Source organism: Colwellia sp. BRX8-9 (assembly GCF_014077245.1).
Taxonomy (GTDB): Bacteria; Pseudomonadota; Gammaproteobacteria; order Enterobacterales; family Alteromonadaceae; genus Colwellia_A.
Genome location: NZ_JACGVN010000005.1, coordinates 14,209 through 33,609 on the forward strand (window position 1 = coordinate 14,209; position 19,401 = coordinate 33,609).

10 protein-coding genes are annotated in these 19,401 nt (G+C 36.9%); 5 read left to right on the forward strand and 5 right to left on the reverse strand.

Annotated features, from left to right (window positions below):
- Positions 1 to 38 precede the first annotated feature (38 nt).
- On the reverse strand, positions 39 to 3,014 hold the full coding sequence (locus H4J70_RS05455) for a diguanylate cyclase domain-containing protein (protein WP_182250745.1): 2,976 nt from the start codon (positions 3,012 to 3,014) through the stop codon (positions 39 to 41).
- A gap of 520 nt (positions 3,015 to 3,534) precedes the next feature.
- Between H4J70_RS05455 and H4J70_RS05460 the strand changes: the two genes are divergently transcribed.
- From H4J70_RS05460 to H4J70_RS05470, 3 genes are all read left to right on the forward strand, one after another.
- On the forward strand, positions 3,535 to 4,569 hold the full coding sequence (locus tag H4J70_RS05460) for a carbohydrate porin (RefSeq protein ID WP_182250746.1): 1,035 nt from the start codon (positions 3,535 to 3,537) through the stop codon (positions 4,567 to 4,569).
- Between the two features lie 265 nt (positions 4,570 to 4,834).
- A complete protein-coding gene (locus tag H4J70_RS05465) occupies positions 4,835 to 6,922 on the forward strand; it encodes an EAL domain-containing protein (protein WP_182250747.1) in 2,088 nt (695 codons plus the stop codon).
- A 340-nt stretch (positions 6,923 to 7,262) separates the two neighbouring features.
- Positions 7,263 to 8,807, forward strand: a complete 1,545-nt coding sequence (locus tag H4J70_RS05470) for an EAL domain-containing protein (protein WP_182250748.1) — start codon at positions 7,263 to 7,265, stop codon at positions 8,805 to 8,807.
- Between the two features lie 114 nt (positions 8,808 to 8,921).
- On the opposite strand, the gene H4J70_RS05475 is transcribed toward H4J70_RS05470, so the two are convergent.
- The 3 genes from H4J70_RS05475 to H4J70_RS05485 all read right to left on the reverse strand — a co-directional run bounded on the left by H4J70_RS05475 (position 8,922) and on the right by H4J70_RS05485 (position 13,660).
- Positions 8,922 to 12,077 carry an efflux RND transporter permease subunit gene (locus tag H4J70_RS05475; protein WP_182250749.1) on the reverse strand — a complete coding sequence of 1,052 codons (3,156 nt, stop codon included), beginning with the start codon at positions 12,075 to 12,077 and terminating at the stop codon, positions 8,922 to 8,924.
- A gap of 14 nt (positions 12,078 to 12,091) precedes the next feature.
- On the reverse strand, positions 12,092 to 13,216 hold the full coding sequence (locus H4J70_RS05480; RefSeq protein WP_182250750.1) for an efflux RND transporter periplasmic adaptor subunit: 1,125 nt from the start codon (positions 13,214 to 13,216) through the stop codon (positions 12,092 to 12,094).
- A 96-nt stretch (positions 13,217 to 13,312) separates the two neighbouring features.
- Positions 13,313 to 13,660, reverse strand: a complete 348-nt coding sequence (locus tag H4J70_RS05485) for a DUF2946 domain-containing protein (protein WP_182216620.1) — start codon at positions 13,658 to 13,660, stop codon at positions 13,313 to 13,315.
- A gap of 247 nt (positions 13,661 to 13,907) precedes the next feature.
- On the opposite strand from H4J70_RS05485, the gene H4J70_RS05490 reads away from it, so the two are divergent.
- A complete protein-coding gene (locus H4J70_RS05490; RefSeq protein WP_182250751.1) occupies positions 13,908 to 14,564 on the forward strand; it encodes a response regulator transcription factor in 657 nt (218 codons plus the stop codon).
- Here H4J70_RS05490 and H4J70_RS05495 read toward each other — a convergent pair.
- Positions 14,537 to 18,013, reverse strand: a complete 3,477-nt coding sequence (locus H4J70_RS05495; protein ID WP_182216623.1) for a PAS-domain containing protein — start codon at positions 18,011 to 18,013, stop codon at positions 14,537 to 14,539. The genes H4J70_RS05490 and H4J70_RS05495 overlap by 28 nt on opposite strands.
- Before the next feature lie 269 nt (positions 18,014 to 18,282).
- On the opposite strand from H4J70_RS05495, the gene H4J70_RS05500 reads away from it, so the two are divergent.
- Complete coding sequence (locus H4J70_RS05500) at positions 18,283 to 19,326, forward strand: DcaP family trimeric outer membrane transporter (protein WP_182216625.1); 1,044 nt, start codon at positions 18,283 to 18,285, stop codon at positions 19,324 to 19,326.
- Positions 19,327 to 19,401 lie beyond the last annotated feature (75 nt).

Below are 19,401 nucleotides of genomic sequence, written 5' to 3' on the forward strand. Positions count from 1 at the left end.
CTACTATAGAAACAATAAGGTTCAAGTTACTCTGGTGTTTAGGCATTGCGAATTTCAAACTTTTCTAACATTTTTTTACTTAAAATGGGGCTGTAATAGTTAACGTTATTTCTACCTGAATTTTTAGCTGCATACATGGCAATATCGGCATTTTTAAGTAACGTTTTACTGTCATCTCCGTCATGAGGAAATTTGGCGACACCAATACTTGCTGAACTTTTAACCCGTTGATCATCAATATGATACAAAGCACTAATACGTTTGTGCATTCTTTCAACTATATGCGCAAGGCCATCACCATCATCAGGGGAGGTAATAATGATAATGGCAAATTCGTCACCGCCTAAGCGAGCTAAAAGGTCGTGAGCTCTTAAGCATGATTGCAATCGTTTACCTATTTGAATAATCAACTGATCACCTGCGTCGTGGCCCAAGGTATCGTTAACTTCTTTAAAATGGTCGATATCTACAAAGACAATGGCAAAATAACTGTCCTTTTTAGCAACTAATTCGTTTAATTTTTGGTTTAAATAATAGCGATTAGCCAATCCTGTTAAGGCGTCGTAGTTTGCTCGTTGATGCAGCTCTATCAACTTTTGTTTTTTAAACATGATGTAACGAATTGAAACAGCAAGGGTAATAAGTGATAACATCATAAAGAGGTAGTACCAAATGGGCATGGCAACTTCGATCATCATTGTCGATTGATCTCGACTCCATACGCCATCACTGTTTGTTCCTTGGACAACAAACTGATAACTGCCCGGATCTAAATTAGTGTATTGAACAAAATTAGTATTCTCACTGTAAACCCAATCACTATCAAAACCTTTAAGCTGATATCGGTAATGGTTGTTTTTAGGTGCTGTATAATCAAGCGAAGCAAAATAAATTTGAATATTGGGGTTTTCACCATCGAGAACCAAGCTTTCAGAAAATGTTTTATCACTGACTATTACCGTGCTCTTATTGGCAACTAGGATCTCAGTTATTTGGATCGGGGGGTTAAAGTTATTTTGCGATAACTTATCTGTTTCAACACGAATTAAGCCTTTGTTGGTCCCTAATAGTAAGGTGTTATCAACGATGGCAATAGCCGCTTCAATGAAGTTAAAATTTTTGTCCAAGAGTAAAGACTTATACTGAGTTACTTGCTCAGTATAAATGTTATACATGTAGAGTTCATTGCTGGTAGTAAACCAAAGTCGACTCTCTCCTTGAGCGACAACTGATTTTAATTGACCGTTGAACAGATCATTTTTTTTGGTCATTGTTTTAATATTAACGGTGCGTTTATCAGGCCCAGAAAAAGATAAACGAACCAGCCCACCGCCTTGTGTACTTGCCCAAATATCTCCAGATGCTAGACGAATTATGCCACTGACCCTGACATTTGCGCCGTTAATACCAAGATTGTATTGGGTTGATGCGCCGGTGTTAAGGTCGACTTTAAATATACCGTCAGTGGTTCCCATCCACATAGCGCCATTATCGTCGATAAGGGTTTGATAGGTAAAATTCCCTTCATCGTAATATTTATTATTTTTGGTATTGAGAAATTGTTTATTGATGCCCTTTTCTTGATCAAATAATAGTAATCCAACGTTTATATAGCCTGTTATCCATATAGCCATCTTATTGTTTTTATCTTGGGTGAGTGTATAAAATTCGTTACTTGGAAAGCCTTGTGAATTGCCATTAGCATTATCAAAGTGATTTAATGTATTGGCTTGATGATTGAATAAGCTAATACCTTGATCAGATGATAACCACATGAGTTCATTATTTATGAGAGAAATATTCCAAATGCTATCATGAGAAAATTTATATTGAGTCAGGCCATCTAAATTTATATGGCTAATTTCACTGGTCTCTAAGTCGAGGGTATTAAGCCCTTGTCCGGTGGCTAACCATGCTATATTTTTATCGATGACTATGTGGTTAATTAAATTACTTGAAAGACCTTTGTTGTCAGCTTTTCTAGGGTATATATAGCTTGCGCTCGTATATGGACTATAGGTAGCTATACCATTGTCGGTTGAGATCCATGCCATGCCTGAACGATCAAAAAATATGTGGGTGATCATATTAGAAGGAAGGCTTGAAAGAGAAAAGGGTTGATTTTTAATATGTTGATAAGTATTCGTTTGTGGTGTAAATATTGTTATTCCTTTATAGGCATGGCCAATCCACAAATCACCTTGCTCGCTCAAAGACAAAGCATAAATGCTGTTATCGGCAAGGCTATTAATATTATTTGGTGTATGCTTAAAGTTTTTAACCGCTTTCGTCTTAGGGTTGTATGAAATAAGACCGTCTGCTTCACTACCCATCCAAAGTATGCCTTGGTTATCAGTAACGGCAGTCATCGTTACTTTACCAAGAAGTGTTGTGTGCTCGGCATTATCGGTCACTACTGCTTGTAAAATCATTTGCTCTCTATTTAATAAAGCGAGACCGTTAGATGTTATCGTATATATCTGTCCCAGTTTATCTTCAACCATAGCGTAAATAGTAACAAGGTACTTATTACCATTTGAAAAGTAAGGTATAAATTGAAAGTTATCCTTTATTTTATTGTATAGGTTTAGTCCGCTACCTGTGCCAATCCATAACTCGTTTTGATGATTAACATGCAGAGATACAGTCCAGTTTGAATATAAACTATTAGGATTTTTAGCATCTTGTAAGTAAATGACAACACTACCATCAGGACGAATTTTATTTAGCCCATGTTCGCTTGTTAACCAAATGTTACCGTCATTGTCTTCTACTATGTTAGTAATAAAATTGTGGCTTATGTGCCGTGGACTACCTGGAGAGAACTTGTAATGCTCAAATGCTTTACCATCAAAGCGACTAACTCCAGCATCTGTTGCCAGCCAAATAAAGCCATTGCTTTGTTGAAATGTTTGATTGATATTTAGTGAAGGAAGGCCATCTTGAACATTGAGTAACGTAAAACGATATTGTTGAGCGAGAGCAGGCAGTGAAACAAAAAAAATATTAGCCAATAAAATCAATAGAATGATTTTATTAATTAATTGTCCTAAAAATAACTTATAAATAGCAATAATACGTCTCGTTATCTACCATCAGAAATACTGGGTTACATTTACTTAATTCCTGCAGTAAAAGGGGCTAAGTACGAAATTACGTTGTCCCTGATAATAACAGGATTTTTCGGTCAAGCTTGTTACTATAGTTTTTAATCTGATGACTTATTTGTAGTAATAGGCTTAACAGCTTTTTAACAAACAACGAGTTGCAGCGCACCTTAAGTTAATTCAATGGCACTACGAATAAACACCAAGAAAACCTTAGCAAATTTTCTATATATTGCAACTATGTACTATAACTTGCTTGATCTAAACCGTAATTTTACCTTTTTAACTGCTATATAGCGTTAGATCGTTATTTAGATAAAGGTATGGTTTCGCTAGTCGTTTCATTAATTGCACGTTACCCATTAGTTAATTTGTGTATAATTTAAAAAATTAATGTAAGTCTGTTTAAAATACGAGTATCAGAACTGTGCTAAAAAAAACGTTAAATAAAATTTCTTCAATAACACTCTTTTTTATTACAATTGCTACAACCGAGGTTGAAGCGTTAGAAACTATATTTAATGCAGATATTACTGTCGACAGTTCTTTTATTGATAATAATACTTTTTCTAAAAATGTAATACGCGGTCTGCTCAATGTTGGCTTTGAAACAAATCTAACTAACCTTATTGGCAAGCAAAGTTATATTTCAGTAGGGTATGCTGTACAACGTGGTGAACAAGGTTCTGATATTGCTATTGATATTCAAGGGTTTAGTAATATTGATGAACAAGACTTTAACCATGCATATGAAGTTATTTTTGCGGTAAAACTCAACAAAAAATTATTTATTAAGCTAGGACAGATGGACGCCAATAGTGATTTTGCCTTCACAGAATATGGTCTGGAATTTATTAACTCTTCTATGGGGGTGAGTCCAACAATTCAAGGTCTTCCCACCTATCCTCAGCCAAGTATAGGTATTTATAGCCAATATAAATTAAATTCAGCGATAACAACTCGACTTGGTTTTTACGAAAGTAGTGCTAAGTATAATCACTTTGATGATTTTTTCTCTATTGCCGAAGTGCAGTGGCACTATCAAGGCCATAGTTCGGTGAAATTGGGTGCTTGGAATCATTCATATCTTGAAAGTAGCGATCGAATATCAGCAAGCTCAACAGATATCTATATCGTTGCTGATCATTATTTTAATGAAAAATTTAGTGCTTTTATGCAATGGGGACAAGCAAAGAAAAAAGTCATTGCTGTAGATCAGCATTTTAGTCTTGGTGTTAATTACCAAGGACTTTTCAGTGAAGAAGATACCTTGGGCCTAGGGTTCACCCAAGCGGATGTTGTTGGAGCGGATAGTGAGCAAGTTACTGAGTTATTTTATCTATTTCCAATAAATGACAAAATAAATATCAAACCTGATCTTCAATTTATTTCATCACCTTCTGGTGACAAATCAGTAAGTGATTTACTCATCTTTACTTTACGCTTAACCGCCCAATTTTAGGGGAGATAAATAACCACAAGAAATCGTTTATTTATCGACATGCTTTTTCTCTTACCAGTTAAACATCTTCTTAATATTTCAGATTTACCCTAAGGTTACTTTTGAATAATTTTAATCCTAGCGGATTTTGCTATAAATAGACTGTTGTTCTAATATTATATAGCTATTAATACCTTGATAGCGCTCAAATTTAATTATGTTTTAGCTGTCAAATCGAAGTTGACGTCTATTATAAAATACAAGGAACTTTTGGATTTAGCTAAATATGATATCAAAAAATGTTAACACAATAGCGCCCCAACAATACGTGACTAATGATTCACTGCACCAATTATTTGATGCAGTGAATGTTGTTTCTGTGCAAGGATATGATGAAAATCGGCGGGTCATTTATTGGAATATAGGTAGTGAATTACTTTATGGTTTTACCCAGCAAGAAGCTCGCGGAAAAAAATTAGAAGACTTAATTATCCCCGCCGCTATGCGTGATTCAGTTGTTGCGGCACACAATGATTGGATAAACAAAGATATAAAAATTCCTACTGCAGAGATCATCTTGTCTCATAAAAATGGCAATGATATTAATGTCCTTTCAAGTCATGTAATGTTTACTAATCAATATAATAAAAAACAAATGTACTGTATTGATGTTAATTTAGCTGATGTTAAGTATGCACAGTCGCAAGCGCTATTCAAAGACCATATGCTTAAAACCATTATTGATGCTATCCCTGATTTATTCTTCTTAATGGAAGTCGATGGGACCATTATCGATTATCGTGCAAGCGAACAAAAAAAACTTTACGTTTCACCAGCGCACTTTATTGGCCAACGTATGACTGATGTATTACCTAGTGAGGTCGTTAAAAAATTTGAAACTCATTTGGCTAAAATACAACAGCAAGAAGAGATGATAACTTTCGAATATGAGCTAAATATGCCTTATGGATTAGCATATTTTGAAGCTAGAATGAGCTATTTGGCAAAATATAACCAAATAGTAACTATTATTCGCGATATTAGTGAACAGTACAAGTCTGCTGAAATAATTCGCAACCAAGCTTATTTTGATACCTTAACTTTATTACCTAACCGGTTTTTATCACTCGACCGTTTATCACAAATGCTGATTGAAGCCGAAAGAAATAATGAGCAAATAGCCGTCCTTTTTCTTGATTTAGACGATTTCAAGAAAGTTAATGACTCATTGGGTCATGAGATGGGGGATAAAATACTGATCAAATCGGCAAAGCGCTTAAATAACGTTGTTCGAAAAGAAGATACGGTTGGCCGCTTAGGAGGGGATGAATTTATTGTACTGTTGCGCGGTATTACCTGCCATCATGATGCAACAATTATTGCTGAAAATTTACTCCAAGCCTTTAGAGAACCTTTTAATATTGATAGCAGAGAATTAATACTTACCTTAAGTATTGGTGTTGTTGTATACCCTGAAAATGGCTGCACTAGCTCTGATCTACTGCGTAATGCTGACACCGCAATGTATGAAGCAAAATCTTTAGGTCGCAATACGTATTCATTTTTTACTAAAGAAATGAATATTGTGATGTTGCGCCGTTTTGAAATTGAAGAACAAATGCATGGGGCACTAGAACGTAATGAATTTGAGCTATATTATCAGCCTCAATTAGATGTCAAAAGTGGCAATGTCATTGGTGTTGAAGCACTGTTGCGATGGCATAATTCTGTTTTAGGTAATATCGCGCCAGTTGAATTTATTCCTATTGCCGAACACACCGGCCTTATTGTGCCGATTGGGCGGTTTGTTATTAAACAAGCATTAAGCTTTTTAAATGTATGGCAAAAACAAGATCATAAAACATACACTATGGCTGTGAATATATCACCTCGGCAATTTAGAGATGTTGAGTTACTCACTTTTATTAAAAACTGTCTTGATGAGGAAGTGATTAATGCGAGCAGTTTGGAAATTGAAATTACTGAAGGGGTGTTAATGAGTGGTCAATCTTATATTCATGACGCCTTAATTGAAGTTGAAAAACTAGGTATAAAACTATCAATGGACGACTTTGGTACTGGGTATTCATCATTAAGTTATTTAAGAGAATATGCCTTTGATGTGCTCAAAATAGATAGAAGCTTTATTCAAGGGATCACAATAAATAAGGCTGATTGTCAGTTAGTTAAAACTATTATTGTTATGGCTCATAGCTTAGGTATGACTGTTGTTGCCGAAGGCGTTGAAACTCAGTCACAGCTTGCTTTACTAGCAGAGTTAGATTGTGATTTAGTGCAAGGATATTATTTTAGCCGACCAAAACCAGCCGAGCAATTACTTGATTTTTCAGCTCACTTCAAACCCAAAACGTAACATGATTGCTAACGTTTACAACTCTGTTATTAGCAGAGTGAACACCACCGCAACAGGCATTCTTTTGTGGGGCTATTTAGCAATACCGTTAACCAGTATCAATTAAGCACTTTAATTTTACGCTACTAATCTGTAATACTTTCATTAATAGGCTAATATCTTAATGAAGTGCTCGCCACAAAGAAGCCTCAATTGATTAAAAATACCTACTGACTTGCCAAAGGGCAATTATAGCGATGACTAATCACTTGAGCGCTAGTATTATCATAAAAATTGACCTATAACTAAATATTAAAATGATTATTATCATTACGTTATAAATTGAGTTGGGGCTGTGTATATGCAAAGAATGGGTTCAATTACCAAGTATTTGGCATTTTTAAGTGGGATAATTTTTAGTTTAACGGTGATATTTTATAGCTACTCCTACATCTTAAAAAGTCAGCTTTTAGAGCAAGGAGAAAATATACTTAGCGATTTAATGGATACCACAGCTTATGGATATGATGTTATTGAGTCATTAAATAACCAAAACTTTACTTATTGCTCTGATGAAAATTTATTAGCAATGCGAAAATCTCAATTTGAATCAAATGACATTAGGGACATAGGCTTCCTCGAAAATGGCGTATTGACCTGTACCACAGGAATTGGCATCTTAAAAACACCCATCAAGGGACCTAGCTATGACTTTATGCTGGACGGCCATGAATTCTGGTTTAACCATAAGTTGATCACTTTCGATAGAAAGGTACAAGGTATTGTTATTCGTAAGGACAATTATAATTTAGTCGCATCATTTCAAGGTGTTTTGTATGAACACAGAAAATTTAAAAACTATGAACTGCTAGCACTCAAAGGTGAAAAAATTATTCATCTTTTTGGTGAACCTGGAATATATCAAAAAAAATCAACAAGTAGTCAGCCTTATTTTAGCTCAGGATTACTATCGCACTCTTTTGAATTTTGTGGCCCTAAAGGATTAATCTGTGTGGCTATTGTGCAAAAAAACTTTTCAGAATTCCAACTTGCACCTGTTTTATTAATTTTAATGTTTATTTCTTTGATTTCAGGTGTGGCAACTTTACATGCTTATCAATCGATTTATAGTTACATTTATAGTACCAAAAGAAGAATAAAATTAGCCTTATCTTTTAAAAGTATTAAGCCACATTATCAGGCTATTGTTGAGTTACAAACGGGTAAGGTTATTGGCTGTGAATTACTGGCTCGATTTGAAGACCATATTGGTCCGCTTTACCCTGATCAATTTATTTCAGTGGTGGCTGAATTAGATATGTCTTGGTCGATGACGGAAGACCTTATCTTGCAAGCCATTGACGATTTTAAAGATATTAAGATTATCAATGAACCCTTTTATCTTTCCATTAATGTTTATCCTAAAGATATCAATAACGGTAATATCCTCAAAGGAGTCGAACTGTTTAAAAATATAACACCGAATCTTGAAGTTTGCTTTGAGGTAACAGAAGATGAAGAGTTACATTACAGCAAAGTGGGCAATACCTTAGAAGTACTGTCAAAAAGTCGTATTAAAATTTCTATTGATGATTTTGGCACAGGTTACTCTAATCTATCTCAATTAAAGCTGTTAGATATTGATACCTTAAAAGTTGATAAGTCATTTATTGATGAAGTTGAGACAGGCTCAATTAGATCAACCCTAATACCAAATATTGTTTCAATAGCGGATAAGTTAGGCGCGAGTATTATTGCTGAAGGTATTGAAAATAGATTACAAGTAGACGAATTACTGAAAATGGATATTAAATTTGGTCAAGGTTGGTATTACACTAAAGCTTTACCATTAGCAGAATTTAAACATTATTTGATCAATAATAGTGACTACAAATTTGATCAGTAAACCTAGGTGATTCTTGGTTTTATAACCGCTAATTTATAGTCTTATCGATTAAGCATATTGGCTGTTAATTTAAATAAAACCCCTCAACAATTTTTGTTCAGGGGTTCTATAAGATTAATCTTTTATCAGTTGTTTAATTTTCGCCGCAGAGAAAAAATTATATAAAACAGGTAAGACAAATAAGGTTAAAAAAGTTGCGGTGACTAATCCGCCAACAATAACACTCGCGAGGGGGCGTTGTATTTCTGCACCCACGCCATTAGACATCATCATCGGGATCAACCCCAAAGCGGAAGTCATCGCGGTCATTAACACTGGACGTAGTCGCGATGTCGCACCGTCGAAAACTGCTTGTGACGTTGATAAGCCTTCTCTAATATGCTGGTTTATCCGCTCAACCATAACAACGCCATTGAGCACAGCAACACCAAACAACGTAATAAAACCAATAGAGCTCGGCACAGATAAATATTGTTCGCTAAGATAAAGCGAGAATACACCGCCAATAATCGCTAAGGGGACATTAACCAAAATTAACATCGCCTGACCCAACGAGCCAAAAGCAAAATAAAGTAACAAAGCAATTAATGCCAATGAGAGTGGCACCACCAGTAATAGTCTCTGTTGCGCACGTTGTTGATTCTCAAATTGACCACCAATAACCACAGAATAACCTGAGGGTAAGTCTACTGTGCTGGCAATTATTTCACGAATATCAGCAACAACACTGCCCATATCTCTATCTTGTACATTTGCTTGAATAACGACTCGGCGTTGAACATTATCTCTACGTACCTGTGGTGGGCCTGACTCAAAGGTGATGGTGGCGATATCTCCTAAACGGACCCAAGCACCTGTTGGCGATTGTAAACGAAGGTCTGCAATGGCTTCTGGACTGTTACGATATTTTTCTTCTAATCTGACATAAATATCATAGCGCTCATTACCGTTAATTATCTGCCCAGCACTCACCCCGCCAATGCCATCTTTAATGACATCCATAACATCGCCAACCGACAAACCAAAACGAGACAGTTGCTGTCTTTTTGGCTCTATGACTAATTGGGCTTCTCCTGCTATTTGCTCTAAGGCGACATCACGCGCGCCTTTCACCTCTTTTATCGCCGCTGCAATTTCTTCGCCTTTACTGGCGAGTACGGATAATTCTGGACCGAATAATTTAATAGCCAGTTGTGCTTTGACCCCAGACAGTAATTCATCAACACGGGTCGCAATTGGCTGTGAAAAATTAAGCAGTAAGCCAGGAAATTGTTCAAGGTCCTTTGCCATTAACGTTTGCAATTCGATGCGACTTTTAGCACTATGCCATTGTGATATTGGCTTTAATCCTAGGTATATTTCAATGTTATTAACGGGCTCAGGATCGCCACCGATTTCAGCCCGGCCAATGCGGCTGAGTGCGTAGGTTACCTCAGGAAACGCCATTAACTTTTCTTCAAGAATAGGCGCTACTGCTAACGCTGTTTCCAAACTCGATGATGGGGCTAAAGTGACCCTTAAGTTAATGGTGCCTTCTTCAAGTTCGGGTACAAACTCTGTGCCTATTTTGGGGACCAATGATATAGCTACAACCAGTAATGATATGCAAGTAAACATCACAAGTTTAGGGCGTTTCATCGCGGCTTTAAGACTTGTTCGATAGAGCTTATCTAAAGGCGTTAATATAAAACTTTCCCTTTCTTTTACACCTTTGTTAAACATAAACGTTGCTAGTGCCGGCACTACAAAAAGTGCTACTAGGATGGCAGATATTACGGCTAAAATAATGCTAATAGCCATAGGTTGAAAAAGTTTAGCTTCAACCCCTTCAAAACTAAACAGTGGCGTAAAGACCACCAAAATAATGGCTGCGGCAAAAAATACCGGGCGAGCAACTTCTTTTCCTGCAGCCTTTAGCTGTAGTGGGATATCTTGTTGCTGGCTATTTTTATGGTTGGGATCGCTAGAGTGGTGTAAATGTTTAAAGATATTTTCAACCATCACCACCGAGCCATCAACTAACATACCTATTGCGACCGCAATCCCGCCTAATGACATTAAGTTAGCTGATAACCCTAGCCAAGACATTACCATTAGCGCAATAGCGACCGAGATAGGTATCGAAATTAACACCAAAAATGTTGCGGTTAAATTCATTAAAAATAAGGCGAGTATCACCGCAATAAATATAAAAGCTAAGGCAAGTGCTTCGACAACAGTATTAACCGCTTGAGTAATTAAATCGGCTTGGTCATAGAAAGGCTCAAAGCGAACACCTTTGGGGAGGGCTTGATTAATCATGGGTATTCGAGCGTTAATTCCGTCAATGGTGGCCTTGGTATTTGCGCCAATACGCTTTAATACGATACCTGAAACGACTTCTCCCAAGCGTTCAACTTCGCCATTTTTGTTTCTGCGTGTCATGGTCGCCGCGCCTTGACGAATTTCACTCCCCAAAGTTACTTTGGCGAGATCTGCGATAGTGACTACCGTGCCAGACACGGTTTTCACTGGCACCTGCTTAATGTCTGCTAATCCCGCTTCACCACTATTAAACCAACCTGTGCCTCGTATAACTAATTGCTCTTGTCCTCTATTCATATACCAACCACCCACATTGGCATTGTTGTTTTCAAGTGCGGTAACTATGTCATCTTGGCTTAACTGATAAGAAAGTAATTTACTGGGTTCAATGTTGACTTGATATTGGCGAACACTACCGCCAAAAGATAAAACATCAGTTACACCATCTACTGGCATAACCAATAATTTCACCAGCCAATCATTTAAACTTCTTAAGGTTATTGAATTATAACCCGCCTCTTTGTCAGCAATGAGTAAGTACTGAAAGACCTGACCTAGACCCGAGGTATTAGGTCCCATTGCAGGTGAACCAACGCCTTGAGGGATTAGTGCTTTTGCCGCTTGTAGCCGTTCAAAAACTAATTGACGAGCAAAATATATATCGGTGCCTTCTTTGAAAACCACAGTAACGCCAGATAACCCTGTTTTTGATATTGACCGTACTTGTTCAACATCAGGCAAAGCATACATCACCGCTTCAATCGGGTAGGTGATGAGTTGCTCTACTTCTTCAGCGGCTAAGCCAGGTGCTTCGGTATTTATCGCTACTTGAACATTAGTGACATCAGGAAATGCATCTAGATTTAAATTTGGAATGGCAATAATAGCGGCGGCCATGGTGGTGATGAGTGCAATAACCACCAGTAGCCGATTATCTATCGACCAATCAATCATTTTATTTAACATCGTGTTATTCCTCATTAGTGGCCGTGTGGATCAAATCCACTTTTCGCTATTTCTGAAGCCACAAAAAAGGCACCTTTGGTAACCACTCTTGTGTTGGCGGCAATTCCGATGATTTGACGGTAATTGCCTAAAGGCTGACCTAATTCAACTTCAACAGCCTCAAATTCACCCGGATGGTCTTCAACAAAGACAGTCCAATCGCCATCAGCCCCACGCATTAAGGCTGTTTCGGGCACTGCGATTACGGCAGTTTGCGTGTCAAATTGAAAGTTAACATCTACAAACATCCCTGAGTGTAATGAATCATCTTTATTTTCAACAGACAGCCTAACAATTCTAGTACGGGTTGTTGGGTCGATTGTATGGGCTTCTTGAATAACCAAGGCATGATAAGTTTGGCCAGCAAACTCTATTTCAGCCCTTGTCCCCGCGGGTAAGTTTAGTTTTTTGTTGGGTGAAACACGCGCCTCTACCCATAAGCTTTCTTCGTTAGCCAAAATCATAATTTGTTCACCGGGTGTGACTCGCTGTCCTTGTGAAAAATCATCACTTAATACCGCTCCTGCGCGCTGCGCTACTAAGGTATATTCACCTAAGTTTGATGAATTGTTTTTAACAATATCTTCAATAGCGTTTTTTGTTAGCCCAAATGCGGTCAAACGGCTAAAAGCGGCGATGTAATCTGTCTCACTTTTTAGTAAAAGACTCTCGCTTAACGTACCCTTAGTTAATTTTTTTGCCCGTTGCCATTCACTATACGTTACCCGATAATTAGCTTGTGCTGCAGCAACAGATTCACTAAATAACGTGACTAATGGTTGGTCTTTTTCAACATGTTCACCTAAGGTCGCATGACGACTTATGACCACTGACTCTGTGCGTGGTGAGACGATATAACTAGTGTAACCATTCGCTTTTATTTCTCCTGGGGCATAAACACGTCGTGCAAAAATCTTGGGTGTTAGCATCGATACTTTAATATTTGCTAGTGTTAATTGTGCCGTGGTAAAGTTAACCCCTGCTTTGTGCGTGTTTTCGGTGATTTCGACAGCAAGAGCAGGAATAGCTAAGGTGGTTAAACCATAAAATAAAACACTCAGTAGGTTTAGTGGCTTTGGCTTTTTATTGGTGTTGATCATTGTTATCTCTTAATTTAAAGGTAAACGTTGCAACAACACTAAATTCAATATTTAGTGTTAAGTAAACTTGTTGCGAAAAATTGTTATAAAATTAAATTAAGCGATGGGGGGGCGTATAAGTTGTTCTATAAAGTTGATGTTGATATCGATAAGATAAAAATATTGATTGGGAATTAATAGCTTAGTGACAGTCGAAGTTGATTTTTTTGTTAAAAACCATTGGCTGTGTGAACCTTGACAGTGCCCACAATGATGACAGTCTTTGACGTTATGCTCAGTATCAGAGGTTGCATTAAGTCGAGCTTGATTGTCAACTTCATGAGAATGTTCAGTTTGTAAATGTTGAGCGTCAAGCTGATGATTATTGTCTGAATTAGCCACAGCAACAAACGATTGCAAGGCAATCGATAGTACTATTAAAAAGCCAAGCCAAATGTTTTTCATTTTTACTGCATTCTTCAATTTACAAACAGAGACTGGCGGATGCTAAGCTAAATTATATTCTTAGTCAATAATTAGCGAATGGCTGGGAGGTGTTCAATCAGGTTTTATTATACCAAGGTATCAATATTTAGCGGCAATAGGGCTATTTTAAAATAAAAGCATAAATAGAAATATTATTGCGCAGTATCCTTTGGAGTTACAATTTTTATTGGGTTAGAATGTAAGCAACTTTGTTTGAGGTATTTTTATGTTCCAGTCAGAAAAAATAATAATAGCTGACGACCATCCCCTTTTTCGTCAAGCATTAACGTTGATGATTTCAGCTCATTTTAGCGATATTGATGTACTTGAAGCAGAAGATGTTCATGATTTAGAGCGATCCTTAGCAGAACATCAAGACGTTGGCTTATTATTACTCGATCTTAATATACCTGGAGCCCAAGGCTTTAATACGTTAATTACTATGCGTGAACGTTATCCTCAAATGGCTGTGGTAGTAGTCTCTGGTTATGAAGAAAAAGATATTATTACTAAAGCTATTGATCACGGCGCGGTTGGTTTTATCCCTAAATCAACTGATGTACCACAAATGCTTGCAGCACTGGAAATAATCTTGGCAGGAGGTCTTTGGACGCCAAACCTTGAAGAAAATAAAAATAATTTACCTATTTCAGAAATAGGTAAGAAAATCGCCAGTTTAACCAACCAACAAAACCGTATCTTGAAAATGTTTTCTGATGGTTTACTCAATAAACAAATTGCTTCACAGCTTTCACTTTCAGAAGCTACAGTAAAATCGCATGCCAGTTCAATTTTTTTGAAATTGGGTGTGAAAAGCCGGACTCAAGCAGTCATTATGCTCAATCAGAATAATCATCAGTCATTTTCAGCATCATTAGAATAATTTTGTTGTAATGCCTTGGTTAGAAGCGAACTCATTAAGGCTCTTAAGGCAATAGGTTTTATTAATTTTCTTAAGTAACTCATTCCTGCTGCTTGGCTTTTTTCTAAAACATCACTATCGGTGGTAGCTGTAATTAAAATGGCGGGCAGCGGATAGTTTTTTATTTTTTGTAATTGCTTAAACAAACTAATACCGTCTTCATTATTATCTAATTGGTAATCGACCAAAACAATGTCAATACTGCTTTGATATCTTTTAAAAATAACAGTAGCTTCTCTGGTGTTCTTTGCACAAAAAACATTGCATCTCCAAGCACTCAATAATTTATTCATTCCCTTAAGCACATCTGGATCATTATCAATACATAACACATTGACATCTTCTAATGACACTTGCTTAATAGGCGATTTTTTGGCATTACGCTGTTTTATTGCTGAAGCAATGGGAAATGATAAACTGAAATTACAGCCATGCTCGGGCTGAGAATTTAACTGCACGCGAGACGATAAAAGTTGAGTTAAACTTTGAGCAATATTAAGGCCTAAACCTAAACCTTTTACACCAACATGCTGGTTACTTTCGAGTTGAGTAAATTGTTCAAAAACAGTTTTCTGCTGCTTATAGGGAATACCTGGCCCATTATCAATAACTTGAATAATGATGTTTTTTCCCTTTCGTCTACAGCCCAATAGTACTTTTCCAGGGCTCGCGTAACGAAAAGCATTAGATAATAAATTTTGTAAAACTCTTCGTAATAATTTTGAATCACTATTAATCCACAAGGACGTTTGCACCCAATGAAACTCAATACTTTGTTTTTTAGCCAAGGGTGAAAACTCACTAGCAATACTCGTAAAGACATCATTAAGTGAAAGGTGGTTTATATTAGGAACAATATTGCCACTTTCTATTCGGGTTATTTCGTTAAGATCCTTTAAGAGATTATTGGCTGTTTTTAGTGAGTTATCGATATAGTTCACGCTTTCTTTTTCTTCTTTACTTAAATGAGAACTCATTGCTAAGGTTGATGAAAAAAGTCGTGCCGCAGATAAAGGTTGCATCAAATCATGGCTGCAAGCCTTAAGATACTGGCTTTTTTTTAAATGTGCTTGTTCAGCTTTTTGTCTTGCAATGGCAAGTTCTTTATTTCCTTGTTCCAATTTTTTATAAGCATCTTCTAATTTCTTGGTTCGCTCTAAGACTAAACTTTCTAAATCAAGATTTTCCTCTTTAAGTAACTGCTCTGCTTTTTTATAAACAGTGATGTCAGTAAATATCATCACAAAGCCACCATCAGGTATTGGGTTTCCTTCAATACGAATGATGTTGCCATTGGGTTGTATTCTTTCAACGCTGTGTTTACTGCCTTCTCTAAAAAACTGTAAGCGCTTTTCAACTTGCTGATTTAACGAATGGGCGTATTCAGGGCGACTTTTAAGATTAAAGTAAATTAGATCTTTGATAGGGCTACCGATATAAATAAGCTCTTCAGGGTAATTAAATAGCGCTAGATAAGGTTTATTCCAAGCGACCATATTCAATTTGCTATCAATAACGGAGATACCTTCGTTGGTATTTTCTATCGCACTCGATAACACGCTACGACTAAATTCAATACGGTGGCTTGACGCACCCTCAACAATTTTTGCCACTTCATCCAAAGCCATATCTTTACCGGTAATGGCAAAAGAGATCACTAGGCGCGCTGAAGCTGAGCCCATAACTTTAGCTAGGGTATTTTCAATATGAAAAATTAGTGCTTCGTTATATATTTGTTTATTTGTTTTAAGTGGATCATATTTTTTATTAAATTCAGTAAAACACTGCGCAGACTTTTCACTACCGACAAACCTTGTTAACAACAAAGCCAACTCTTTTTGGTTTATTTTTCCATGGCTAAAATGAAGCCTCTCATTGATGTTTGGTCGTTCAATAAAGTGTTCAATCTGAGATTGCTCTTGGATAGTCGCTCGGCTAATTTTAGAGACCAGTATCAGTACAATTACATTAATGGTTAACCCTAATAACGTGGCTAAGGTGGTACTCGATATTGACGCATCAGCAAAGGGATGAGCATAAAAGCCTAATTGGGGTAATAGGTTGAGGAAAAACCAAATCATAAACCCTGATGTTATTGCGAATAATACTGCCTGCAAACTCACTTTTCGCCAATAAAACGTGGCAAAAAGTGGTGGGCCTATTTGTGCAATTGCACCAAAAGATACTTCGCCTAAGGAGGCTAAAGTACCAGGAGGTGCAGCAACAAACATACCGTAGCAAAGTAAGATAATAAATAAGACCAATGCTTTACGTATCATTAGTAATTTATCTTTGAACTTTTTAAAGTCAGTTTGCTGAATGTTCGAGTGTTTGAATAATAAAGGGAAAACAACTTCATTACTGAGCATAGTGCTTAAGGCTATGGTCGAAATAATAACCATAGAACTGGCTGCTGAAACCGCGCCAAGGAATGAAAATAATGTCAACCATAATTGACCTTGATAAGCAGGTAAAAATAATACGTAAGCTTCTGCATCAAGAGAGTCTCCGTAGAGCAATCTTCCGGATAAGCCAATTGGAATAGCAAAGAGTGCAAAAATAGCTACGTAACTAGGAAATAGCCAGCGGCTGAGTTTAGTATGAGCTTGCTCTTTAAGTTCAACGACCATTACTTGAAATTGTCTTGGAAAACATAAAAAAGCAGACAGACCAATAACGAGTAGACCTAGCATAGAAACAAACTTTGAAAGCGTAAAGTGATGGGCTGGCTCAACGTTTTCTGTGGCTAGTGTCCAAATGGTAATCGGTGAGTCATAGAGGTAAAACGAAACAAAAAGGCCAATTGATAAAAAAGCAACCAGCTTAATAATAGACTCGAAAGCTATTGCCATCATCACCCCAGGGTGACGCTCAGTAACATCAATTGCTCTAATACCAAAAATAATAGTGAAGCCCGCTAAAATTAAGCTAACAATTAAGCCAAGTTGCCATAAAGATAAATATTGATCTTCTTGCAATATGGTATAGGAATGCACAATCGCTTTTAGCTGTAAGGCGATATAAGGTATGGTGCCAATTAAGGTAACAAACGTGACAAGTACGGCTAAACGTTGTGATTTTCCAAATCGAGAAGCGAGTAAATCAGCAATTGACGTGATATTTAATTGTAAGCTGACTTTAATCATCCGTTGAATAAAGGGCCAAGCAAATAAGAATAATAAAATCGGGGCGAGATAAACAGAAAGATAAGAAAACGAATAATTAGCGGTTTGTCCTGCAGTCCCCAAAAAACCCCAAGATGTACAATAAACCCCAAGCGATAGCGCATAAACAATCGTGTGATATTTCGTTGCTATTTTATGCCGATAACGATCCCCTAAAAAGGCAATAATAAAAAGTAAGCCAATATAACCAACACTTGTGATCACTAATTGCCAATTTGGAAACATACATCAATCTCATTAATTCTTCAGAAGTCATCTTATTTTGATGAGCTTGCAGATTTACAAATTATTCACGGTAAATCAATTGATTCCGACTTTTATTTAACTAATTCCACAGTAAATCAATTAAAGCTAAGATACTAATACCAAAGACTTAATACTAAAGTATTACAACTTTAGAGTTAATACTTATTGCCAATTGTGACTCGCTGTTTTTTTAGTGATATTTGTTTCAGACACATAACACTTATAAAAATTACTTGGGGAATTGGTCAATGAAAATTCAGAAGAATAAAAAACTATTACTCGCCACCTTATTGGGTTCATTGGCTGCAGGTTCAGCAAATGCAGCTTATGAATTTAAACTAACAGATACTGATAAAGTTACTCTGGGTGGCTATATTAAAGTTGATGCTCGCTATGTTGATGGTGATGTTGCGTATCGAGACTTTTGGGTTGGAGCTGGAGCGCCGCTTACCGATAGTCAATCTCAATTTAAAATGAATGCTAATGAATCTCGCTTTAATCTTAAATATTCACATGGTGATGTCACGGGCTTTCTTGAAATGGACTTTTTAGGGGGCGGGGGTGATCAACGTTGGTCAAACTCTTCTCATAATCGTCTTCGTCATGCTTTTATCAGTTATAAAAACGTATTAGCGGGTCAAACATGGTCAACGTTCATGAATACGAGTGCTTTGGCCGAAACCGCTGATTTTGCTGGTGCCACCATTGGTATAGTTTTCGTTCGTCAAACCCAAATACGTTATACCCAAGGTAACTTTCAAGTTTCTATAGAAAACCCTGAGTCGTGGGGGGGCGATGCTTCACAAGATGATAAACCTGATGTTGTTGCCCGATATAACCTAAAAGGTGATTGGGGTAACGTCTCTTTTTCAGGTTTGGCACGTAGCTTAACAACCTCTTTAGGTAACTCAGAAAGTGCTTTTGGCGTATCAATTGCCGGTCGTATTAAAACGGTTGGTAAAGATGATTTACGCTTTCAAGTTCACAAAGGTGAACTTGGGCGTTATGTCGGTTTAGCGTTTGCGCCAGATCTAAATAATGACAAGATAGAAGATACGACTTCTTATCTTGTGGCTTACCGTCATTTTTGGGATGAAAGTTTACGTTCAACAGCAATGTATGGGTATGCTGAAGCTGATGTGTCTGGTGCTGAACGTAGCCAATGGAGTGTTAACTTATTCACCAATTTCACTAAGGAATTAGCGGTAGGTGTTGAAGTTGGAAACTTCTCTATGGACGAAATCAATAAAGACTCAGACTACCTGCAGTTATCATTCAAATACACCTTGTAAAAAGTAATAACGTTATAGCTAACTCGTTATGAAGCGGTTAGCTAGTTTTACGCAAGTCTATTGAAAATAGGATCT

What these genes read in the sequence shown, in the direction of transcription:
- H4J70_RS05480 (WP_182250750.1), bottom strand. Translation starts at nt 13,216, where the DNA reads ATGATCAACACCAATAAAAAGCCAAAGCCACTAAACCTACTGAGTGTT.
- H4J70_RS05485 (WP_182216620.1), bottom strand. Translation starts at nt 13,660, where the DNA reads ATGAAAAACATTTGGCTTGGCTTTTTAATAGTACTATCGATTGCCTTG.
- H4J70_RS05490 (WP_182250751.1), top strand. Translation starts at nt 13,908, where the DNA reads ATGTTCCAGTCAGAAAAAATAATAATAGCTGACGACCATCCCCTTTTT.
- H4J70_RS05500 (WP_182216625.1), top strand. Translation starts at nt 18,283, where the DNA reads ATGAAAATTCAGAAGAATAAAAAACTATTACTCGCCACCTTATTGGGT.
- H4J70_RS05470 (WP_182250748.1), top strand. Translation starts at nt 7,263, where the DNA reads ATGCAAAGAATGGGTTCAATTACCAAGTATTTGGCATTTTTAAGTGGG.
- H4J70_RS05475 (WP_182250749.1), bottom strand. Translation starts at nt 12,077, where the DNA reads ATGTTAAATAAAATGATTGATTGGTCGATAGATAATCGGCTACTGGTG.
- H4J70_RS05495 (WP_182216623.1), bottom strand. Translation starts at nt 18,013, where the DNA reads ATGTTTCCAAATTGGCAATTAGTGATCACAAGTGTTGGTTATATTGGC.
- H4J70_RS05465 (WP_182250747.1), top strand. Translation starts at nt 4,835, where the DNA reads ATGATATCAAAAAATGTTAACACAATAGCGCCCCAACAATACGTGACT.